Origin of the sequence: Mesorhizobium sp. M0152 (assembly GCF_040322415.1) — a bacterium.
Lineage (GTDB): Bacteria > Pseudomonadota > Alphaproteobacteria > Rhizobiales > Rhizobiaceae > Mesorhizobium.
This window is the reverse complement of the sequence record NZ_JAMYTH010000006.1, coordinates 136,956-156,648: the sequence shown is the minus strand read 5'-3', so window position 1 is coordinate 156,648 and position 19,693 is coordinate 136,956. Positions and strand designations below refer to the sequence as shown.

General features: G+C 62.0%; 22 protein-coding genes. 9 read left to right on the top strand and 13 right to left on the bottom strand.

All coding sequences use genetic code 11. The features are described from left to right. Positions 1–63: 63 nt before the first annotated feature. Positions 64–471: a hypothetical protein gene (locus NKJ26_RS09225; protein ID WP_352695000.1), complete on the bottom strand. Its 408-nt coding sequence runs from the start codon at positions 469–471 to the stop codon at positions 64–66. A gap of 119 nt (positions 472–590) precedes the next feature. On the opposite strand from NKJ26_RS09225, the gene NKJ26_RS09220 reads away from it, so the two are divergent. Beyond that, positions 591–1,019, top strand: coding sequence for a MarR family winged helix-turn-helix transcriptional regulator (locus NKJ26_RS09220; RefSeq protein WP_352694999.1), 429 nt, complete (start codon positions 591–593; stop codon positions 1,017–1,019). Between the two features lie 27 nt (positions 1,020–1,046). On the opposite strand, the gene NKJ26_RS09215 is transcribed toward NKJ26_RS09220, so the two are convergent. Both NKJ26_RS09215 and NKJ26_RS09210 read right to left on the bottom strand, forming a co-directional pair. After that, positions 1,047–1,787: a polysaccharide deacetylase family protein gene (locus NKJ26_RS09215; RefSeq protein ID WP_352694998.1), complete on the bottom strand. Its 741-nt coding sequence runs from the start codon at positions 1,785–1,787 to the stop codon at positions 1,047–1,049. A 62-nt stretch (positions 1,788–1,849) separates the two neighbouring features. Further along, the gene (locus NKJ26_RS09210; RefSeq protein WP_352694997.1) at positions 1,850–3,922 is read right to left on the bottom strand and encodes a putative bifunctional diguanylate cyclase/phosphodiesterase; all 2,073 of its coding nucleotides are present in this window, start codon (positions 3,920–3,922) and stop codon (positions 1,850–1,852) included. A 323-nt stretch (positions 3,923–4,245) separates the two neighbouring features. Between NKJ26_RS09210 and NKJ26_RS09205 the strand changes: the two genes are divergently transcribed. Together NKJ26_RS09205 and tdh are read left to right on the top strand one after the other, a co-directional pair. Further along, positions 4,246–5,433: a glycine C-acetyltransferase gene (locus tag NKJ26_RS09205; RefSeq protein WP_352694996.1), complete on the top strand. Its 1,188-nt coding sequence runs from the start codon at positions 4,246–4,248 to the stop codon at positions 5,431–5,433. A 53-nt stretch (positions 5,434–5,486) separates the two neighbouring features. Next, positions 5,487–6,521 (top strand): L-threonine 3-dehydrogenase, encoded by a 1,035-nt coding sequence (tdh, locus tag NKJ26_RS09200; protein WP_023739257.1) that lies wholly within the window; start codon positions 5,487–5,489, stop codon positions 6,519–6,521. A 91-nt stretch (positions 6,522–6,612) separates the two neighbouring features. Here tdh and NKJ26_RS09195 read toward each other — a convergent pair whose 3' ends face one another. Further along, positions 6,613–7,050, bottom strand: a complete 438-nt coding sequence (locus tag NKJ26_RS09195) for a MarR family winged helix-turn-helix transcriptional regulator (RefSeq protein WP_352694995.1) — start codon at positions 7,048–7,050, stop codon at positions 6,613–6,615. A gap of 90 nt (positions 7,051–7,140) precedes the next feature. Here NKJ26_RS09195 and hmgA point away from each other — a divergent pair, with 90 nt between their 5' ends. The 4 genes from hmgA (at position 7,141) to NKJ26_RS09175 (ending at position 11,101) form a co-directional block, all read left to right on the top strand. Further along, on the top strand, positions 7,141–8,454 hold the full coding sequence (gene hmgA / locus NKJ26_RS09190; RefSeq protein ID WP_352694994.1) for a homogentisate 1,2-dioxygenase: 1,314 nt from the start codon (positions 7,141–7,143) through the stop codon (positions 8,452–8,454). Beyond that, positions 8,451–9,320, top strand: a complete 870-nt coding sequence (locus tag NKJ26_RS09185) for an MBL fold metallo-hydrolase (protein ID WP_352694992.1) — start codon at positions 8,451–8,453, stop codon at positions 9,318–9,320. Before hmgA ends, NKJ26_RS09185 begins: the two co-directional genes overlap by 4 nt. A gap of 111 nt (positions 9,321–9,431) precedes the next feature. After that, positions 9,432–10,445, top strand: a complete 1,014-nt coding sequence (locus tag NKJ26_RS09180; RefSeq protein ID WP_352694991.1) for a fumarylacetoacetate hydrolase family protein — start codon at positions 9,432–9,434, stop codon at positions 10,443–10,445. A 95-nt stretch (positions 10,446–10,540) separates the two neighbouring features. Then, entirely contained in the window at positions 10,541–11,101 is a 561-nt protein-coding gene (locus NKJ26_RS09175) for a DinB family protein (RefSeq protein ID WP_352694990.1), read from the top strand. Here the strand turns inward: NKJ26_RS09175 and NKJ26_RS09170 are convergent. From NKJ26_RS09170 to hppD, 3 genes are all read right to left on the bottom strand, one after another. Then, a complete protein-coding gene (locus NKJ26_RS09170; protein WP_352598478.1) occupies positions 11,080–11,454 on the bottom strand; it encodes a type II toxin-antitoxin system VapC family toxin in 375 nt (124 codons plus the stop codon). The genes NKJ26_RS09175 and NKJ26_RS09170 overlap by 22 nt on opposite strands. Beyond that, a complete protein-coding gene (locus NKJ26_RS09165) occupies positions 11,451–11,666 on the bottom strand; it encodes a type II toxin-antitoxin system Phd/YefM family antitoxin (RefSeq protein ID WP_502899454.1) in 216 nt (71 codons plus the stop codon). The genes NKJ26_RS09170 and NKJ26_RS09165 overlap by 4 nt, the downstream gene beginning before the upstream one ends. An 83-nt stretch (positions 11,667–11,749) precedes the next feature. Further along, complete coding sequence (gene hppD, locus NKJ26_RS09160; RefSeq protein WP_352598477.1) at positions 11,750–12,862, bottom strand: 4-hydroxyphenylpyruvate dioxygenase; 1,113 nt, start codon at positions 12,860–12,862, stop codon at positions 11,750–11,752. Positions 12,863–12,998: 136 nt separating this feature from the next. Between hppD and NKJ26_RS09155 the strand changes: the two genes are divergently transcribed. After that, on the top strand, positions 12,999–13,466 hold the full coding sequence (locus tag NKJ26_RS09155) for an Lrp/AsnC family transcriptional regulator (RefSeq protein ID WP_027027888.1): 468 nt from the start codon (positions 12,999–13,001) through the stop codon (positions 13,464–13,466). On the opposite strand, the gene NKJ26_RS09150 is transcribed toward NKJ26_RS09155, so the two are convergent. From NKJ26_RS09150 to aztA, 4 genes are all read right to left on the bottom strand, one after another. Next, positions 13,463–13,801 carry a protein tyrosine phosphatase family protein gene (locus tag NKJ26_RS09150; protein ID WP_352694989.1) on the bottom strand — a complete coding sequence of 113 codons (339 nt, stop codon included), beginning with the start codon at positions 13,799–13,801 and terminating at the stop codon, positions 13,463–13,465. The two genes, NKJ26_RS09155 and NKJ26_RS09150, sit on opposite strands and share 4 nt — an antisense overlap. Before the next feature lie 150 nt (positions 13,802–13,951). Then, positions 13,952–14,893: a zinc ABC transporter substrate-binding protein AztC gene (aztC, locus tag NKJ26_RS09145; RefSeq protein WP_352694988.1), complete on the bottom strand. Its 942-nt coding sequence runs from the start codon at positions 14,891–14,893 to the stop codon at positions 13,952–13,954. A 31-nt stretch (positions 14,894–14,924) separates the two neighbouring features. Continuing rightward, the gene (gene aztB, locus NKJ26_RS09140; protein ID WP_352598474.1) at positions 14,925–15,800 is read right to left on the bottom strand and encodes a zinc ABC transporter permease AztB; all 876 of its coding nucleotides are present in this window, start codon (positions 15,798–15,800) and stop codon (positions 14,925–14,927) included. Beyond that, positions 15,800–16,624 carry a zinc ABC transporter ATP-binding protein AztA gene (aztA, locus tag NKJ26_RS09135; protein WP_352694987.1) on the bottom strand — a complete coding sequence of 275 codons (825 nt, stop codon included), beginning with the start codon at positions 16,622–16,624 and terminating at the stop codon, positions 15,800–15,802. The genes aztB and aztA overlap by 1 nt, the downstream gene beginning before the upstream one ends. Positions 16,625–16,979: 355 nt before the next feature. On the opposite strand from aztA, the gene NKJ26_RS09130 reads away from it, so the two are divergent. After that, positions 16,980–17,324 (top strand): RidA family protein, encoded by a 345-nt coding sequence (locus tag NKJ26_RS09130; RefSeq protein WP_352694985.1) that lies wholly within the window; start codon positions 16,980–16,982, stop codon positions 17,322–17,324. 193 nt (positions 17,325–17,517) lie between these two features. On the opposite strand, the gene hutC is transcribed toward NKJ26_RS09130, so the two are convergent. Next, positions 17,518–18,258: a histidine utilization transcriptional repressor HutC gene (hutC, locus tag NKJ26_RS09125; RefSeq protein ID WP_352694984.1), complete on the bottom strand. Its 741-nt coding sequence runs from the start codon at positions 18,256–18,258 to the stop codon at positions 17,518–17,520. Continuing rightward, positions 18,255–19,607: a formimidoylglutamate deiminase gene (locus NKJ26_RS09120; protein ID WP_352694983.1), complete on the bottom strand. Its 1,353-nt coding sequence runs from the start codon at positions 19,605–19,607 to the stop codon at positions 18,255–18,257. The genes hutC and NKJ26_RS09120 overlap by 4 nt, the downstream gene beginning before the upstream one ends. Positions 19,608–19,693 lie beyond the last annotated feature (86 nt).

Here is a 19,693-nt window from a genome sequence, read left to right as displayed (position 1 = left end):
CGCGCCCGCACGTCATTGGCTCTTCGCCAGACAACGTACGATTCTGTGGAGTATTCCTGCGTCTCAGAACATCCTGGCGGTCGCCATGCACAGCACCGTGATGACCAGCAGCCCGCCGGCGATGCGCTCGCCTCTGGTCATTTTCGCGCGCAAGCGGCCTTCCGTCGCCGCGTCGGTGCCGGCAAGCTGCCTGGTGGCGGAACCCACCAGCGCGCCCTGGACGCCGGCGGCAATCAACGCCGTGGCGATACCCAGCGCCAGCACCTTCTCCATCGGGCCGAAAAGGCCCTCATGGAAGAAATACCAGAGCAGTATGCCGGTGAGGAAAACCAGGCCCGCCGCGCCCATTTGGGGCCGGAAGAACCGTTCCGCCCGAATTTCCGGATCGCGGCCGACCGCGATGGTGGTGCCGGCCCAGAACACGCCGGCCATGACATGAAGACCGAGGACGACGATATAGACATATTGCATGACCGCATTTCCTCTTTTTTGCCCGCCGTTCGCCATAAAGGTAGATATCTAACGATTAGATGTCAATGTATAAAGTCCGGCCAGTTCCATCGTCCTGTTTGTTGCTCTAGGGTCCGCTCATGACGCCTTTTGACCGCCCGCCAGTCGGGATGAATCTCGCCCGCACCGCCAAGCTTGTCGCCCAGGCTTTCGACGCGGCTTTGGTCGAAGCGGGCGGTACGCTGCCCGTCTGGCTCACTCTGCTGTCGGTCAAGTCGAGCAAGCTCGCCAATCAGCGCGAGCTTGCCGGTATGATCGGCATCCAGGGCGCGACGTTGACCCACCATCTGAACGCCATGGAGGTGCAGGGCCTGTTGACGCGCCGCCGCGATCCCGTCAACCGCCGGGTTCATCTGGTCGAGTTGACGGACGCGGGAGAGGCGACGTTCGAGACATTGCGCAAGGCTGCGCTTGTGTTCGACAAGCGACTTCGGACGGGGTTGTCCGACGAGCGCCTGGCCGAGTTCGCGCAGGTGCTGGCGGCATTGCGGGCCAACGTCGGTGCCTGACCCGCGGCTACAGTGCGGTTCGGCCGCTCACTCGTCGTAACTCCGGATCGCCCCAAATGCGTAGCCACGCAGCTTCAGCGCGGTGATCAGATTGGTGAGCTTCGTCTTGCCGTCGAAACCGTCCTGGAACATCTCGTCATGCATCAACAGGATGAGCCTGCCGGGCTTGACGAAACGGCCGTAGCCGAACAGGTGATCGATCTCGCTGACAAGATGATCGACGCTCTGCACCGGCTCGCCGCTGTCCTTGTGTACCCATTCGTGGTCCCAGCCGTAGAGATAGAAACCTGAGGCGGCGACAAATTCGTAGTCGGGGTCCTCTTGTCCCTCCTGGGCCAGGCCAAGCGAGGTGTCGTTCTTCGACATCGACGGCAGCCGGAACACGTCGCGCCCCGGCAAACGCGCGTGCACGACCGGCTTCAGCCCGAGCACCTCGTTTGCCCGCAACATGTCGGCGACGACGCCTTCCGTGTCGGCGTAGTAGTGCTGGTAGTGATTGTTGGCGTGACTGAAACTGTGGTTGCCGAGCGTCGCCAACGGAAGCTGTTTGGCACGTTGGACCAGCGCCTTGCTGGCGGCGCTCGCTTGCGCATGCATGCCGACCATGAACATGGTCGCCGGTACCTGCTCGGCTTCCAGCACGTCGAGGATGTTGCTTGTGCCGCTCAGCGGGCCATCGTCGAAGGTAAGATAGATGGTGCGATCCGCTCCGTAGGCGGGGACGGTGAGCATCAACACTGCCGCCAGTACAAGCCGAAACGGTGTCATCGGCTGCGATATCCGTCTAGGATCACGACAAGCCGCCATCCGACGACTGCTTCTCAAAGTGCCTATGCCAGGCTTCCTTGAAGCACGGTCAGCCGGGCCTTCTTCGGCGTGCGGGCGGTCAGCCATTCCAGCGCCTTGTCGTGCGGCATCGGGAAGGCGATGGAATAGCCCTGCACCTGGTCGCAGCCGATCGCCATCAGGGAATCGAGTTCGGCCTCGGTTTCGGCGCCCTCGGCGACGATCGAGATGCCGAGGCCGCGGGCAAGCTCGGTGATGGCGCGCACGATCTTGGAGTTGTCGCCATTCTCGTGGATGTTCTGGACGAACCGGCGATCGATCTTCAGCCGGTCGATCTCGTTCGGGTTGACATGGCTGAGCGAGGCGTAGCCGGTGCCGAAATCATCGAGTTCCAGATGGACGCCGGCTGCTCTTATCTGGCGCAGTTTGGCGGCGATTCCGGTCTTCTCGTCGTCGAGAATGACGGATTCGACGATTTCAAGCGACAGCTTCTGTGGCGGCAGTCCGGCCTTTTCCAGCGTCTCGAACAGGAACGTATCGAAATCATGCTCGCGCAGTTCGGTGCCGGAAACATTGACGGCAAGCCGTCCGAAGGCAATCCCGGCGCGGTTCCATTCGGCGGCTTCGTTGATCGCCTTGCTGATGACGATGCGGCCGATTTCCGGCATGAAGCCGCATTTCTCGGCGACCGGAATGAATTCGCCGGGCGCGATCATGCCGCGCTCGGCATGGTTCCAGCGCACCAGCGCCTCGACGCCGCTGATCGCGCCGGTGGTCAGCGAAACCTGCGGCTGGAAATAAGCCTGGAATGCCCGCTCCGAGACGGCGACCTTGATGTCGTGCTCGAGTTGTTTGCGATAATCGAGTTCGCGGCGCAGCTCCTCGGAGAAGAACGAGAAGTTGCCGCCTCCCATCTTCTTGGCGGAATAGAGCGCCAGGTCGGCGTGAACCAACAGATCCTGTGCGTTGTCGGCGTCTATCGGATAAACGGCGATGCCGCCGCTGGCGCCCGGAAGGATGGTCGTGCCCTGAAATACGACCGGCTCGTTGATGTGCACCAGGATGCGCCGGGCGAGCATGTTGATGTCCTCGGTGCCGCCGGCGCCGTTGAGGATCATGACGAACTCGTCGCCGCCGAGGCGCACGCACAGGTCCGATGCGCGGCAGGAATCGCGCATCCGTTGTGCCGTGACGACCAGCACATAATCGCCGGCCGCGTGGCCGAGCGTGTCGTTGATCTGCTTGAACCGGTCGAGGTCGAGCTGGACCACCGCGAGGCGTTCGCGCCGCCGATGCGCGCCCTTGATGAGCGTGTCGAAATGGTCGGTCAAAAAGGTGCGGTTGTGCAGGCCGGTCAGGCCGTCGTGAACCGCGATGAAGGCCATCGAATTGCGCGCGTCGACCAGTTCACGCGTTTTGCGCAGGATGGCGTTGGACATTGGCCTGAAGATGAACAGCGCCACCAGCAAGATGACGCCGAGGGTGGCGTAGAACAACGTGCGATGGAGCGACAGCAGTTTTTCGGAGCGCTCATCGGCCTCGGCATTGATGCGCTGGCCAAGTGCGGCATAGCCCGACAAGGTTGCGTTGGCGACAGAGGCATCGAGGTGGACGCGTTCGTCGCCACCTTTGTAGCCGCCATTGTCGGGATGATTGAACTGAGATTCGAAGGCCGAGACCAGCCGGTCGCCATTGGCGATCAGCCCGACCGAGAAATAGTCGAGATGGAAAGGCTTAGCGAAAAGCACGCTCTCGATCGATTTCGGATCGAGCTTGGCCGGCGATGCCGGATCTACCGCTGTCTGTGTGAGCAGCAGGTCATAATTCGTCTCGAACTCCGCCGTGGCCTGCTTGAGCGCGCTCACCAGCGCCGGCTGCTGGTCGCGAGAAGCAGAGCCGGTTGCGCCGGCAAGAAAGACGATGCGCTGCGACAGCGTCTTTTGCGTGCTGACGATGTCGAGCAAGGTATTGTTGTTTTGCTGCGTGGCCATCATCTGCTGGAGCAGTGTGAAGGAGGCCACCACCATCGCCGCGATGATCAGCAGCGCCAGCCAATAGCCGGCCTTGATCACCAATATGAGCTTGCCTGAAACGGTTTGCACCGGCTGCTGCGACATTTTCGGGGGCGGCCCTCTCGCCAACGGATTGCTGTGAGAAGGACCATGAACCTGCAAATGTTAACAGGTCTGGAAATCGACAGCCGACAGGCAAGGGGGAGGCGTCGGAACATCGCGAGATGGTTATCGGCTCCTTTCGCGGCCGGCCCGCATTTGACTTGCCTCGACTGCTGCCCCTTTCGCGACTGCTGTCGTACCGGTATCCCTCTGTCGCGCTCGGATGACATTCCCGTTGGCGGCACCTCCACCGACCCGGTCGCTTTTGCGATGGATTTTTCGAGCGGGCGGGACGACAGTCTGCCCACGTCAAACGAGGCTCGACCATGACCACGGCATTTCTCTCTCATATCGACAACGAACTTGCGGGGCTGAAATCGGCCGGCCTCTACAAGTCCGAGCGGGTGATCTCTTCGACCCAATCGGCGCAGATCGAGGTCGGCGGGCAGAAGGTGCTGAATTTCTGCGCCAACAACTATCTTGGCCTCGCCGACAGTGCGGAACTGCGTGAGGCGGCGAAGCAGACGCTCGACCGCTATGGCTACGGCATGGCCTCGGTGCGCTTCATCTGCGGCACGCAGGAGGAGCACAAGCAGCTTGAAGCGACGATATCCGCATTTCTCGGCATGGATGACACCATTCTCTACGGTTCGTGCTTCGACGCCAATGGCGGCCTGTTCGAGACACTGCTTGGTGAGGATGACGCGATCATCTCGGATGCGCTGAACCATGCCTCGATCATCGACGGCGTGCGGCTGTCGAAGGCCAAACGCTTCCGCTATGCCAACAACGACATGGCCGATCTCGAGGCGCGGCTGAAGGAAACCAAGGATTGCCGCTTCCGATTGATCGCCACCGATGGCGTGTTCTCGATGGACGGCATCATCGCCAATCTCAAGGGCGTCTGCGATCTTGCCGACAAATACGATGCCATGGTCATGGTCGACGACAGCCACGCGGTCGGCTTCGTCGGCAGCAACGGCCGCGGCTCGGCCGAGCATTGCGGCGTCGAGGCGCGGGTCGACATCATCACCGGCACGCTCGGCAAGGCGCTGGGCGGCGCGTCCGGCGGCTACACGTCCGGCAAAAGCCAAGTGGTCGACTGGCTGCGTCAGCGCTCCCGGCCCTATCTCTTCTCGAACACGCTGATGCCGGCGATCGCCGGCGCTTCGATCAAGGTGTTCGACCTGATCCGCAATGGTGACGGCTTGCGCGAACGCCTCTACGCCAATGCGGCGCGGTTCAGGTCGCAGATGGGCAAGCTCGGCTTCACGCTGGCTGGAGCAGACCATCCGATCATTCCGGTGATGCTGGGTGACGCGAGCCTGGCGCAAGAGATGGCGGCGCGCATGCTGAAGCGCGGCATATACGTGATCGGGTTTTCCTTTCCGGTGGTGCCGAAGGGCCAGGCCCGCATCCGCACCCAGATGTCGGCGGCGCACTCCAGCGCCGACATCGATCGCGCCGTGGAAGCATTCGGCACTATCGGCAAGGAACTGGGCGTGATTTCCTGAACGGCCCGCCCCCCAAAAACGATTCCGGATCAAGAGATTCAAGGAACAGAACAATGTCGAACATGATGAAGGCGCTGGTGAAGGCCAAGGCCGAACCGGGCATCTGGATGGAAGAGGTGCCGGTACCGGAGATCGGCCCCAACGATGTGCTGATCAAGGTCAAGAAAACCGCGATCTGCGGCACCGACGTCCACATCTACAATTGGGACCAGTGGGCGCAGAAGACGGTGCCTGTGCCGATGGTGACCGGCCATGAATTCGTCGGCACGGTCGCCGATTTCGGTGCTGCGGTCACCGAGTACAAAGTCGGCCAGCGCGTGTCGGGCGAAGGCCACATCGTGTGCGGTCATTGCCGCAACTGCCGCGCGGGCAGGGGACACCTGTGCCGCAACACGCTCGGCGTCGGTGTCAACCGGCCGGGCGCGTTCGGTGAATATCTGGCGATCCCGCAGCACAATGTCGTGCCGATCCCCGACGACGTGCCGGACGAGATCGCCGCGATCTTCGATCCGCTCGGCAACGCCGTTCACACCGCCTTGTCCTTCGACCTGGTCGGCGAGGATGTGCTGGTCACCGGCGCCGGGCCGATCGGTATCATGGGCGCGCTGGTGGCGCAGTGCGTCGGCGCGCGAAAGGTTGTCATCACCGACATCAATCCGGTACGGCTGGCGCTGGCGAAGAAGCTTGGCGTCCAGCATGTCGTCGACGCTTCGAAGGAGAAGCTACGCGACGTCATGCCGGCGCTCGGCATGACCGAGGGTTTTGACGTCGGCCTCGAAATGTCGGGCGCCGCACCCGCCTTCCGCGACATGATCGACACCATGAACAATGGCGGCAAGATCGCCATTCTCGGCATCGCGCCGACCGGCTTCGAGATCGACTGGAACAAGGTCATTTTCAAGATGCTGCATCTCAAGGGCATCTACGGCCGCGAAATGTTCGAGACCTGGTACAAGATGATCGCGCTTGTGCAGGGCCCGCTCGATGTCTCTGGCCTGATCACGCATCGCATCGGCATCGACGATTTCCAGGCTGGATTCGACGCGATGCGCAGCGGCAGCTCGGGCAAGGTGGTGATGGACTGGTAAGCCTAATAGAGCGGTTGCGATCCTTGGCGCCCCCCTGTCCTGCCGGATAGAGGCGCGCTGTCCCGCCAAGATGCCAATTTCTGCTCCCGACCTAGCCTTTGCTCACCGCGTTCTCCAGCGCCGCCAATCCTTCCGCGATCGCGGCACGCTCGCCAGCGGTCAGCTTTTCCAGCAGCTCCCGCTCGAACGCTTTCGCCAAGGGCACCATCTCGCCATACGCCGCCGACCCTAACTTGGTCAGCGTCAGGTGCTCGACGCGGCGGTCGTTCTCATCGGGCGTGCGCGTCAGCCAGCGCCGCCGCTCGAGTTCGGCCACGGCCCGCGACACTTTCGTCTTGTGCATTGCCGACTGTTCGCCGAGTTCCGTCGCGGTCATTGTGCCGCGCTGACCGAGCCCGGAAAGCGTGCGCCATTCCGGCCGCGTCAGGCCGTGGCGCTCCTTGTAGATCCTGGAGAATTCGCGGCTGACGGCGTCTGCAAGGCGATAGAGCCGGTAGGGCAGAAAGCTTTCGAGTTCCAGGATTTCCATGACCAGCCACCGGCAAACGGTATTGATAGTTACATTTTCGATGGTTACAAATGAAACCAATTTGGTCAAGCATTTCGCGAGGAGGAAGCGATGGCCTTTTCCTACATGCCGGGTTTCGGCAACGACTTCGAAACCGAGACCTTGCCTGGTTCGCTGCCACAAGGGCGGAATTCGCCCCAGCGGCCGGCCTATGGCCTTTACGCTGAGCAGCTTTCCGGCTCGCCCTTCACCGCCCCGCGCGGCACCAATGAACGCTCCTGGCTCTACCGCATCCGGCCGAGCGTCAAGCACACCGGCCGCTTCAAACCGGCGACCTATCCCTTGTGGAAGAGCGCGCCCAATGTCGGCGATCATGAGCTGGCCCTCGGTCAGTATCGCTGGAACCCAGTGCCGATGCCCAAGGAGCCTACCGATTTCATCGCCGGCATGCGATCGATCACCACGGCCGGCGACGTGCTCGGGCAGACCGGCATGGCGGCCCATGTCTACGTCGCCAACCGCTCGATGGCCGACGACCATTTCTTCAACGCCGACGGTGAATTGCTGGTCGTGCCACAGGTTGGCGCTTTGCGCTTCGTCACCGAGATGGGCGTCATTGAATTGCGGCCCGGCGAGATCGCCGTGCTGCCGCGCGGACTGGTGTTCAAGGTCGAACTCGTCGATGCCGAAGTGCGCGGCTATGTCTGCGAGAACTACGGCGCCAAGCTGACGCTGCCCGATCGCGGCCCGATCGGCGCCAATTGCCTTGCCAACCCGCGCGATTTCAAGACCCCTTGCGCCTGGTTCGAGGAGAAGGAAACGCCGTGCCGGCTAGTCGTGAAATGGTGCGGCAATTTCCATGTCACCGAGCTCGGCCATTCGCCGCTCGACGTCGTCGCCTGGCATGGCAATTACGCGCCCTACAAGTATGATTTGGCGACCTTTTCGCCTGTCGGTGCTCTGCTGTTCGACCACCCCGATCCGTCGATCTTCACGGTATTGACGGCGCCAAGCGGCGAGGAGGGCACCGCCAACATCGACTTCGTCATCTTCCCGCCGCGCTGGCTGGTGGCGGAAGATACGTTTCGGCCGCCCTGGTATCACCGCAACATCATGAGCGAGTTCATGGGCCTGATCCACGGCCAATACGACGCCAAGGAAGAAGGCTTCGTTCCCGGCGGCATCAGCCTGCACAATCTGATGCTGGCCCATGGCCCGGATGCGCCTGGCTTCGAAAAAGCCTCGCGCGCCGCATTGAAACCGGTCAAACTCGACAACACCATGGCCTTCATGTTCGAGACGCGCTTTCCGCAGATGCTGACCCGCTACGGCGCCGAACTGGAAACCCGGCAGGACAATTACATCGACTGCTGGGCCGACCTGAAGAAGCGCTTCAACGGCACGCCCGAGGGCGACTGGTCTTGAGCCGCGCGCCAACGCCGGACCGGCTGGTGCTTCTGGGCTCGAAAGGCGGCCCGGCACTACGGCCGGGCGGCCCGTGGCCGAGTTCGTCGCTGCTGCGGATTGGCGGCCGGAACATCGTCGTCGACTGCGGCCTTGGCGTGACGCGCGGTCTGGCGGACGCCGGCCTCAGCCTGAAAGCGCTCGACCTGATCTTCATCACACATCTGCATTCCGACCACGTGCTGGAACTGGGCCCTCTGATACACACCGCCTGGACGGCGGGTCTGTCTACCCAGGTCGGCGTGTTCGGCCCGCCCGGCACGGATCACCATTGGCAGCACTTTTGCCAGGCGATGGAATTCGACATCGAGATCCGCATCGCCGACGAGGGCCGGCCGGACATTCGTGAGTTGGTTTCGATCGTCGAATTCGGCGAAGGCGAGGTGGTCGAGCAGCGAGGCTTGAAGGTGATGGCGCTACGCGTCGACCACCCGCCGGTGGTCGACTGTTTTGCCCTGCGCTTCGAGCATGGCGGAAAAAGCGTGGCGTTCTCCGCCGATACAGCCTTCTTTCCGCCGCTCGCCAGGTTTGCCGAAGGTGCCGATATCCTCGTTCACGAGGCGATGCTGGAAGAAGGTATCGAGCGGCTGGTGGCCAAGACCGGCAACGGCGCAAGGCTTAGAGACCATCTGCTCGCCAGCCACAGCTTTGCCGAGGAGGCCGGGCGCATCGCCGGCGATGCCGGCGTGAAGAGGCTGGTGCTCAATCATCTCATTCCGGCCGACGATCCCGAGATCGGCGAGGCCGACTGGACCGCAGCTGTCAGGAAAACATGGTCCGGCGACTTGACGATCGCTCGCGACGGCCTTGTTGTGGAACTCGCATGATACCGACCCGAAGGACCGCGTCGGCGAAAAGAGGAACCGGTTCTTGGGAAAGATCACGCGCAAAACAAGAAACCAAAGCAGCGGGAATGCTGCACAAGGAGAGGGAACCGCATGAAGCTTGCCACATTGAAGGACGGAACGCGTGACGGAAAACTTGTCGTCGTCTCGCGGGACCTGACGCGCTTCACCGACGCCTCGTTCCTGGCGCGGACGCTGCAGGCGGCAATCGACGATTGGCGCCGCGTCGCGCCGCACCTCGCTACAATCGCGGAATCGCTGGAGAACAATGCGGTCCCGTCGGAGCGCTTCCACGAGCATGTTGCCCATTCGCCGTTGCCGCGAGCCTATCAGTGGGCCGATGGCTCTGCCTACGTGAACCATGTCGAACTGGTGCGGAAAGCGCGCGGCGCCGAGATGCCCGCGAGCTTCTGGACCGATCCGCTGATCTACCAGGGCGGTTCGGATTCTTTCATTCCGCCGCGCGATCCAATCCGCATGGCCGACGAGGCCTTCGGCATCGACATGGAGGCGGAGGTCGCGGTTATCGTCGACGATGTGCCAATGGGTGCAAGCCTCGATGAGGCGCGTGCCGCGATCCGGCTGGTCATGCTGGTCAACGATGTGACCCTGCGCGCGCTCACCGGGCCGGAACTGGCGAAAGGGTTCGGCTTTTTTCAATCGAAGCCGTCCTCGGCGTTTTCGCCGGTGGCGGTGACGCCGGACGAACTGGGCGACGCCTGGGACGGTGGCAAGGTCAGCCTGCCGCTTCTTGCCGACCTCAATGGCAAGCCGTTCGGCCGCGCCGATGCCGGCGTCGACATGACCTTCGATTTTCCGGCGTTGATCCTTCACGCCGCGAAAACGCGGCCGCTGGCCGCCGGTACCATCATCGGTTCGGGCACCGTCTCCAACAAGCTCGACGGCGGGCCGGGCAAGCCTGTCTCGGCCGGCGGCGCCGGCTATTCCTGCATTGCCGAACTGCGCATGATCGAGACCATCGAGGCCGGCACACCCAAAACGCCGTTCCTGCGCTTTGGCGACACGGTGCGCATCGAGATGAAGGACAAGGCCGGCCACTCGATCTTCGGCGCCATCGAGCAGAGGGTCGAGAAATACGAGCGATAGCAGGAGTGATGGAATGACGGCTGCTGTTGATCGTTCTCGCTGGATTTGTGGTTATGTGAACGGGCTTGTATCGGTGCGGTGAGCCGGATGACGCCATGACCTTGCTGGATCACCTGCGCCGCATGGCCGGCAACAATCTCTGGTCGAACGACCGGCTTTATCGCGCCGTGTTGCAGCTCAAGCCGGGTGAATTCGAAGCCGCGCGCACCAGCTTCTTTCCGTCGATCAAGGCGACGCTCAACCACATCCTTGCCGTCGATCTTCTCTATATCGATTTCCTGGAGGAGGGCGGTATCGGCGCTAAGGCCTATGACGATTTCGCGTCTTTCGATGACGCAGCCGATTTGGCGGCGGCGCAGACTGAATTCGACCGCAGGCTGATCGCCTTCTGCAATGCCCTGTCGGAGGCCGACCTCGACCGCCGGGTCATCACTGACCGGCGTGGGGACGGCATGATCCCGGAAAGGATCGGCGATATCCTCGCCCATGTCTTCCTGCATGACATCCATCATCGTGGACAGGTGCACGCGATGCTGTCCGGCACGTCGGTCAAGCCGCCGCAGCTGGATGAGTTCCTACTCGATTATGACCTCAGGCTCAGGAGTGCCGAGGTGGAGCGGCTGGGACTGGGCAATCAGACGAGTGCAACGTCATAGGCTGAGAAATGCCGATCCGCGGTCACCAACGTCAGAGCTTCGATTTGAGCTTGTGCAATAAGCAAACGATCAAAGGGATCGCGATGATGGAGCGGCAAATGCTCAAGCCTTGCTGCGTGGAGTTCGTTTACACCGAGGATTGGAATCCCGTTCGATCGCAGAATCTCCACGATGTCGCCTGTGAGCGTGACTTTGCCGAGCGCTTTCTTGATGGCAATCTCCGCGACCGAGATGGCGCTGACGATCACGTCCTTGCCTGCGACAAAGATGTCGCGATGATGATCCGAAAGACGTGAATCGGCGTTGAGTACCCAAAGCAGAATATGAGTGTCGACCAGATATTTGCGGCTCATTTAATATACTCGTCCCATTCGGGACCAAGTTCATCAAAATCATCCGATATCCAAATTTGGCCTTTCAGGGCTCCCAACAGGCGCTTGCTGCCGCCGGGCCGGGCGGGAGCACTCAAGGTCGCGACAACCTCTCCATGCCGGGTCAGATGGATTTCTTCGCCGGCCTGGGCACGCTTTACCAACTCGGAGAGCTGGGCCTTCGCTTTCGCCATGGGAACGTTCATCGTCAAGAACCCTTTATGACCTGAATTTAGGTCATAAAGGGACGAGCCGCAAGAACTCCGAGTTGACCAGATTATTCCGCGGCCTGCACCTTGATCACGCCGCGCTTGATCTGGTCCTGCTCGATCGATTCGAACAGCGCGCGGAAATTGCCTTCGCCAAAGCCTTCGTCACCCTTGCGCTGGATGAATTCGAAGAAGATCGGGCCGATCACGGTTTTCGAAAAGATCTGCAGCAGGATCTTGGTCGTGCCGCCGTCGACCACGCCTTCTCCGTCGATCAGGATGCCGTGCTTCTTCATCCGCTCGGTCGGCTCGTCGTGGCCATTCACCCGGTCATACGACATGTCGTAATAGGTTTCCGGCGGGCCGGGCATGAACTTCAGCCCGTTCTCGGCAAGCTTGTCGGTGGCGGCGTAGATCTCGTCGGTGCCGACGGCGATGTGCTGGATGCCTTCGCCATTGTACTTCTTCAGATATTCGGCGATCTGGCTGGTCTCGTCCTTGGATTCGTTGAGCGGAATGCGGATCTTGCCGCAGGGCGAGGTGATGGCGCGGCTCACCAGTCCGGTGATCTTGCCGTCGATGTCGAAGAAATGGATCTGCTTGAAGCCGAACAGGTTGCGGTAGAAATCCCACCACTTGTCCATCTGGCCGCGATAGACATTGTGGGTGAGGTGGTCGAGGTAGTAGAAGCCGACGCCTTGCGGCCGCGGATCGCGCTTACCCAGCCATTCGAACTCGGCGTCATAGGCCGAGCCTTTCTTGCCATATGTTTCGATGAAATAGAGCAGCGAGCCGCCTATGCCGACGATCGCCGGCACATCGAGCGCCTTGTCGTCGCCTTCGTAAGGTATGGCGCCCTTGGCGACGGCGTGGTCGAACGCGTGTTTGGCATCGACCACCCGCCAGGCCATCGAGGCCGCGCAAGGCCCGTGCTTGTCGGCGAACTTCATCGCATGCGAGCCCGGCTCGGCATTGACGACATAGTTGATGTCGCCTTGGCGCCAGACGGTGATGTTCTTGGTACGATGCTTCGCCACCGCCATATAGCCCATGCGGGTGAACAGCTCGGCCAGCTTCTGCGGCTCCGGATGCGCGAACTCGACGAATTCGAAACCGTCGGTGCCGGCCGGATTGTCCTTGCTGATCTTGGCGGGCGGGGCGTCGTGCGGGAAGGGACCCATGGCATTCCTCCGAAGCTGGTTGGCCTGAAAAGACCATCTGACGTCATCATAGCGCGGAGGTAGCGCATGGTGCTTGCATTCAAACGCTTGAAATGATCATCTCGTGCGAGAAACGTGCATGATGAGGGATAAAGTCATGGATGAGACGCGCATCGATCAGTTTGACCGCAAGATAATGGCTCTCTTGCAGGGCGATGCGCGGCTTACCAATAACGATCTGTCGGAGCGCGTGAACCTGTCTGCGTCGCAATGTTCACGCCGCCGCCAGCGGCTTGAGGAAGATGGCTATATCAGGGGCTATCGCGCCGTCCTCGACCGCGACAAACTCGGCTTCTCGCTGGTCAATGTCATCTCGGTGACTTTGGCCACCCATAACCGCGACAATGCGCGGCGCTTCGGCGAACTGGTGGCGCGGCTGCCGGAGGTGCAGGAGGCGCACGCGCTGACCGGCGAGATGGATTACATCCTGAAAGTGGTGACGCCCGACCTGAAATCGCTGTCCGAGTTCGTCAACGGCGTGCTGCTGCCACACGAATCCGTGCAGCATGTGAAGACGGCGATCGTGCTCGAAACGCTCAAGGAGACTGGGGCGCTGCCGATTTAACCCTTCGACTGCTGGATCAGCCCATAGAGATTGGTGCAGCGTGCGCCGGAGCGGCAATAGGCGAACACCGGCCCTTCCAACTCATCCAGCGCCTCGGCCTGATCCTCGACATTCTCGGTCGTGATCTGGCCGCTGATCACCGGGATGTAGCGGAAAGCGAGCCCCGCGGCTTCGACCACCGCCTTGAGCGTATCGGCCGAAGGCTGTCCGGGCTGCTCGTCGTCAGGCCGGTTGCAGATGACGCTCTTGAAGCCGGCGGCCTTGATGGCGGCGACGTCCTCCGGCTGGATCTGGCCCGAGACCGAATAGTCCTCGCTGATTTCGCGGTATTCCATGGCAGCATCCTCGCAATCTGATTTAGCGCCAGTCTTGCCACTCCCCGCCATTCGCGGCAATCCGCATTGAGGGAATTCTCTGCCAAATAGACATTACGCGCCGCAAAATCCAACCGGGCCGATACGACCCGGCTGGCTGGCAGTTCAGATTCAGCTGCCGAGAATGGCGCCTTTGATCTGACGTATGTTGTTGTGCATCATGTCGATATAGGTCGAGGCCGGCCCGTCGGGCTGCGACAGCGCATCGGAATAGAGCGTGCCGCCCACCTTGATGCCGGTTTCGCCGGCGATCTGCTCGACCAGGCGTGGGTTGGTGATGTTCTCGACGAAGATCGCCGCCGCCTTGTCCTGCTTCACCTGCTCGACCAGCTTGGCGACATCGGCAGCTGACGGTTCGGAATCGGTCGAGATGCCTTGCGGGGCGAGGAACGTCAGGCCGTATTCGTGTTCGAAATAGCCGAAGGCGTCATGCGAGGTGATGACGACGCGCTTTGCTTCAGGAATCGACTGGATCGCGGTCTTCACTTCACCTTCCAGCGCATCGAGCTTCTTGGTGTAGGCGGCGGCATTGGTCTGGTAGGTGACGCAGCCTTCGGAGTCGGCCGCACAGAAAGCATCGGCGATGTTCTTCACATAGATCCTGGTGTTGGCGATCGACTGGAAAGCGTGCGGATCGGTGACCGTCTTGCCGCCGCCCGTGCTGGCACCCTCGGCCGCGTCGGCATCGGCGAATTCAGGCTTGAAATCGATTGCGGTCACGCCCTTGGTCAAGGTGATGATCGAGGCCTTGGTAGCGCTGGCATCGACCAGCCGCTGCAAAAAACCTTCGAAATGCAGGCCGTTCACCAGCACGATGTCGGCCTTGGCCATTGCCACCGCGTCGGCCGGGCTCGGCTCGTAGACATGGGCATCGCCATCCGGCCCGACGATGGTGGTGATGTCGACACGGTCGCCGCCGACATTTTTTGCAAAATCGGCGATGACGGTGAAGCTGGCGACGACTTTCAGCGGCGCGGCGAAGGCCGACGATGCGCCAAAAGCGGTTAATGTTATAACGCTCATCGCCAAGGCGGCGCGGATCGATTTCAGCATGGACTAGTCTCCTTTAGGGGCGGGATGGATATCAGGCCGTTCTATGACGGTGATGGACGATGCGGGCGCGCAAAATGCCGCGCGTGCCGAACAGGATCGAGGCGAAATAGACGACGCCGGCCGACAGGATGATGGCCGGGCCGGACGGCAGCGATGCATGATAGGACAACAACAGCCCTGCGATGCACGAGGCAAAGCCGATCAGCACGGCCAGAACGCACATCGGCTCGACGCGCGCCGTCCAGAAGCGGGCGGCTGCCGCCGGCAGCATCATCAATCCGACCGACAGGAGCGTGCCGAGCGCCTGGAAACCGCCGACAAGGTTGAGCACGACCAGGCCGAGGAAGATGAAATGCACCGGGCTGCCCAGCCGGCTTACCGAGCGCAGGAACAGCGGATCGAGACATTCGGCGACAAGTGCCCGCCAGAAGATGCCGAGGCTGACCAGCGTCACCGCGACAATGCCGCCGATCAGCGTCAGCGCTTCGTCGTTGAGCGCCAGCACGGTGCCAAACAGCACATGCATGAGATCGACGCTGGAGCCGCGGATCGACACCATCAGCACGCCGATGGCGAGCGAAATGAGATAGAAGGCCGCCATCGAGGCGTCCTCACGCTGGATGGTGAAGCGCGAGACGGCACCGGCACCAAGCGCGACGACGATGCCGGCGATCAGGCCGCCAATGGTCATCGGCAGGATTTCAAGTCCATAGAGCAGGAAACCGGCGGCGGCACCCGGCAGGATGGCATGCGCCATGGCATCGCCGGACAGGCTCATGCGCCGCAGCATCAGGAAGACGCCGACCGGGCAAGCGCCGAGCGACAACATCAGCGAGCCGAACAGCGCCCGCTGCATGAAGCCGAAATCAGCGAAAGGCGCGATGAAAAGGCCGTAAAGCGTGTCCATCAGGCGGCCCTCGGTCCGGCGCCGTGATGATGGTCGTGATCATGCCCGTGAGCATGGTGATCGTGGCCATGACCATGACCATGAGCGTGCTCGTCTGGCTCGCACCAGGGCGCATTCTCCTCCCAGGCCTCGTGAAAACGGCGAGCGCGCAACAGGTTCTCCGGCTTCAGTGTTTCCCTGGTCTCGCCCCAGGCGATCGGCTGGCGCGCCAGCAGCAACGTTTCAGGGAAATTCTGCCGCACCAGGTCCAGATCATGGACCACGACCATGATGGTGCGTTCCTCGCCATGCCAGTGCTTGATCAGGGCAATCAGGTCGCCGACCGTCTTGGCATCGACGGCATTGAACGGCTCGTCGAGCAGGATGAGATCTGCATCCTGCAGCAGCACGCGGGCAAACAGCGTGCGTTGCAGCTGGCCGCCGGACAGCGTGTCGATCGGGCGCTTCTCGAAGCCACCCAGGCCAACCGCCATCAGCGCCTGACTAACCGACTCCCGGTCCTCCCTGGTGTAGCGGCCGAGCAGCCCGCGCCGTGGCCACAGGCCGAGCGAAACCAGATCGACCACCCGCGCCGGAAAAGAGCGATCGAGTTCCGATTGCTGCGGCAGGTAGGCTGCCCGCACGCCGGGCGCGCGGATGACCTCGCCGGCCATCGGCTGCAACACCCCGACAATACCCTTCATCAGCGTCGACTTGCCGGATCCGTTGGCGCCGACCACAGCCGTCAGCGAACCCTTGCGGATCGTGCCGTCGAGATGATGGATCGCCGGATGACTGCCGTAGCCAAGCGTCAAGTCGCGGAATGTCAGGCAGGTATTTGTCATTCTGGTATCCGTGGGGCGGCGAAATTCGGCTGCTGCCGCGGTGGCTTGGATATGTGATGTTATTACATTAGTCAACAAGCCAATCCAGGCCTCCCGAACGCAGCTTGGCAAAAGGCCTGACGACGGCCAGCATCGCCGGTGCCGGCATGATAGGAATTTTTTCTTGACACGGTGAGTGCAGCTATGGTAGATATTTGTCCATGGTGCAGATTTGCGCCAACGGCCCGCCGCACTGGCGGGTTTTTCGTTTGGTGCTTCTTGGTCCTCGCTGGTCCAAGGGGATTTGGCCGCGGCGGTCTTGCCCGAAGCGGGTGGCGACCCTAAAGAGGCGCGACCACAAAGGAAGGAACCTCCCATGAGCATTCGTCGCATCGATGTTGGCCCGCGCATGAGCCAGATCGTCATCCATGGCAACACCATCTATCTGGCTGGCCAGGTCGGCGAGCCCGGCGGCAACGTCGCCGCCCAGACCAGGGACATTCTCGCGACCATCGATGAATTGCTGGCCAAGGCCGGCACCGACAAGACCAAGATCTTGCAGGCTATCATCTGGCTGGCCGACATGAGCACCTTTGCCGAGATGAACTCGGAGTGGGACAAGTGGGTGCCGCAGGGCAACACACCGGCCCGCGCCACCGGCGAGGCCAAGCTCGCCGGGCCGGAATATCTGGTCGAGATTATTGTGACGGCGGCGATCTGAGACGACGCTGAAGCTGCCAATCTCCCCCCTTGTGGGGGAGATGCCCGGCAGGGCAGAGGGGGGCGCTGTCCCGCCGGCCTTTCAGCTAATCAAAACCACTTGGACAAAATTCCCGGTAGGCAAATGAAGGTTGGCACTCTACGGCGCCCCCCTCTGTCCTGCCGGACATCTCCCCCACAAGGGGGGAGATCGGCTATCCCTGTGACGGCGTGAACCTTGCCACCAGCGTGTGGCTCTCGGCTGCATAGGTGAAGCGCACATGGGTGACCGGATGTTCAGCGCTCCAGGTCCGCCGCTCGACCACCAGGCAAGGAGCGCCGGCTTTGATGTCCAGCGCAGTCGCCATCTGCGTGCCGGCGGCAATGGCACGGATCCGATGCTCGGCCTCGCTCCAAGGCACGCGGCCGATCAGCCAGGGGCCGGGCGCGATGTCGAGAAACTTCTCATCGGCTGCTTCGGGTACGGCGGCGAGATTGATCAGACGCTGTTCGTGCGCGAATGGGCGGTGGCCGGCAAAATGCAGGCATTCGAGCGCCAATACCGGTCCTGATGCCGAAAGTTCCAGCAGCGCGCGATCCTCGGCGCTGCTGCGCCGCTTCAGTTGCGCCAGCCGTTCGTAACGGTAGGGCAGGCCGAGCGCCTCGACCTCGATCCGGATATCGTGGATTTCCAGCACCGCGGCTTGCGACTGCGGCCGACGGACAAAGCTTCCGGAACGGCGCCGGCGTTCGATCAGTCCGGCCTTGGCAAGCTGCGACAGCGCCTTGTTCACCGTCATTCGCGAACAATTGTATTCGACCGTCAACTCGTGCTCGAACGGGATGCGATGGCCGGGCGCCCACGCGCCGGACAGGATCTTGTCGCTGATGTCGGACAGGATGCGCTGGTGTAGCGAGCCGCCACCGTATGCATCCGCTGCCTCGATCATGCTCATGCCGAAAGCGCCGTCATCACACTACGAAAACGCCTGGCGATCGCCTCGCGCCTTGTGTGCCTGCCGCCGCTGACCTGTTTGTTGCCATGGACCCAGACGCAGTCGACCTTGCTGCCATTGGCGAAGATCCAGGCATCGAGGATCGCGTCGCCGGTCTTGCCGGCCAGCGAGGGATTGCCGGCGTCGAGCGAGACGAGATCTGCGGATGCGCCAGCGGCGATCTGTGATGCGCCGGCACCAAGAGCGATGCTGCCGCCCTCGAGCGCGGCGTCGAACAGCGCGCGCCCGGTCGAGCCGCCGGCCACCGCCAGCACGTTGCGGGCGCGGTGTGCGAGACGCTGCGAATATTCGAGTTGGCGCAATTCGTCGGGCAACCCGATCAGCACATTGGAATCCGAGCCGACGCCGAAGCGGCCGCCATGTTCCCTGAACAGCGGGGCTGCAAAAGTGCCGTCGCCCAGATTTGCCTCGGTGATCGGGCAAAGGCCGGCGATGGCTCCGCTCCTGGCCACGCCGATGGTTTCCGCGTCGGTCATGTGGGTGGCATGGATCAGGCACCAGCGCTGGTCGACCTTGGCATGGCCAAGCAGAAATTCGACCGGCCGCGCGCCGGTCCAGGCAAGGCAGTCGTCGACTTCCTTCACCTGCTCGGCAACGTGGATGTGGACCGGCCCGTCCGGCGCCATCGCTGCAACCGCAGTGAGTTCTTCCGGCGTCGCGGCGCGCAGGCTGTGCGGGGCGACCCCGACGACAGCTTGATTCAAAGTGCGAACGCATTCGCGGCTTTTCTCAACAAGCCGGGAGAACCGAGTGACATCGTTGATGAAACGGCGCTGGCCGTCATTCGGGGCAGCGCCGCCGAAAGAGGAGTGTGCGTAAAACACCGGCAGCAGCGTCAGGCCGATACCTGTTTCGCTTGCCGCGGCCGCGATGCGCTCGGCCATTTCGGCTGCATTGGAGTAGGGCTTCCCATCGCGATCGTGATGCAGGTAGTGAAACTCGCCGACGCGGGAAAACCCAGCCTCGAGCATCTCGACGTAGAGCTGCGCGGCAACTGCCTCGACCTGATCGGGCGTCATCGACAGCGCAAAGCGGTACATCACCTCGCGCCAGCTCCAGAAACTATCGGCGGAGGGACCGCGAAGCTCGGCAAGACCGGCCATGCCACGCTGGAAGGCGTGGCTGTGCAGATTGGGCATGCCGGGCAGCAGAATGGAATGGCGCTCGTCGTCAGTTGACGCAGCGCTATCCAGCTCGACGTCCGCGATGCGCCCATTGGCCAAGGTGAGCCGAACATTGCTGTGCCAGCCATTGGGAAGGAGCGCCTGTTCCGCAAAGATGTCGGTCACTTTTCTCTCCGCTTCCCTGTCTTACATGCGATGATGCTACTTGCAGTGCGTTTCAATATGTATATACATAATCGCCACCGATTGAA

Excerpts from the sequence above, each read along its gene's own strand:
- NKJ26_RS09225 (WP_352695000.1), bottom strand. The coding sequence starts at position 471 with ATGCAATATGTCTATATCGTCGTCCTCGGTCTTCATGTCATGGCCGGC.
- NKJ26_RS09220 (WP_352694999.1), top strand. The coding sequence starts at position 591 with ATGACGCCTTTTGACCGCCCGCCAGTCGGGATGAATCTCGCCCGCACC.
- NKJ26_RS09215 (WP_352694998.1), bottom strand. The coding sequence starts at position 1,787 with ATGACACCGTTTCGGCTTGTACTGGCGGCAGTGTTGATGCTCACCGTC.
- NKJ26_RS09210 (WP_352694997.1), bottom strand. The coding sequence starts at position 3,922 with ATGTCGCAGCAGCCGGTGCAAACCGTTTCAGGCAAGCTCATATTGGTG.
- NKJ26_RS09205 (WP_352694996.1), top strand. The coding sequence starts at position 4,246 with ATGACCACGGCATTTCTCTCTCATATCGACAACGAACTTGCGGGGCTG.
- tdh (WP_023739257.1), top strand. The coding sequence starts at position 5,487 with ATGTCGAACATGATGAAGGCGCTGGTGAAGGCCAAGGCCGAACCGGGC.
- NKJ26_RS09195 (WP_352694995.1), bottom strand. The coding sequence starts at position 7,050 with ATGGAAATCCTGGAACTCGAAAGCTTTCTGCCCTACCGGCTCTATCGC.
- hmgA (WP_352694994.1), top strand. The coding sequence starts at position 7,141 with ATGGCCTTTTCCTACATGCCGGGTTTCGGCAACGACTTCGAAACCGAG.
- NKJ26_RS09180 (WP_352694991.1), top strand. The coding sequence starts at position 9,432 with ATGAAGCTTGCCACATTGAAGGACGGAACGCGTGACGGAAAACTTGTC.
- NKJ26_RS09175 (WP_352694990.1), top strand. The coding sequence starts at position 10,541 with ATGACCTTGCTGGATCACCTGCGCCGCATGGCCGGCAACAATCTCTGG.
- NKJ26_RS09170 (WP_352598478.1), bottom strand. The coding sequence starts at position 11,454 with ATGAGCCGCAAATATCTGGTCGACACTCATATTCTGCTTTGGGTACTC.
- NKJ26_RS09165 (WP_502899454.1), bottom strand. The coding sequence starts at position 11,666 with ATGGCGAAAGCGAAGGCCCAGCTCTCCGAGTTGGTAAAGCGTGCCCAG.
- hppD (WP_352598477.1), bottom strand. The coding sequence starts at position 12,862 with ATGGGTCCCTTCCCGCACGACGCCCCGCCCGCCAAGATCAGCAAGGAC.
- NKJ26_RS09155 (WP_027027888.1), top strand. The coding sequence starts at position 12,999 with ATGGATGAGACGCGCATCGATCAGTTTGACCGCAAGATAATGGCTCTC.
- NKJ26_RS09150 (WP_352694989.1), bottom strand. The coding sequence starts at position 13,801 with ATGGAATACCGCGAAATCAGCGAGGACTATTCGGTCTCGGGCCAGATC.
- aztC (WP_352694988.1), bottom strand. The coding sequence starts at position 14,893 with ATGCTGAAATCGATCCGCGCCGCCTTGGCGATGAGCGTTATAACATTA.
- aztB (WP_352598474.1), bottom strand. The coding sequence starts at position 15,800 with ATGGACACGCTTTACGGCCTTTTCATCGCGCCTTTCGCTGATTTCGGC.
- aztA (WP_352694987.1), bottom strand. The coding sequence starts at position 16,624 with ATGACAAATACCTGCCTGACATTCCGCGACTTGACGCTTGGCTACGGC.
- NKJ26_RS09130 (WP_352694985.1), top strand. The coding sequence starts at position 16,980 with ATGAGCATTCGTCGCATCGATGTTGGCCCGCGCATGAGCCAGATCGTC.
- hutC (WP_352694984.1), bottom strand. The coding sequence starts at position 18,258 with ATGAGCATGATCGAGGCAGCGGATGCATACGGTGGCGGCTCGCTACAC.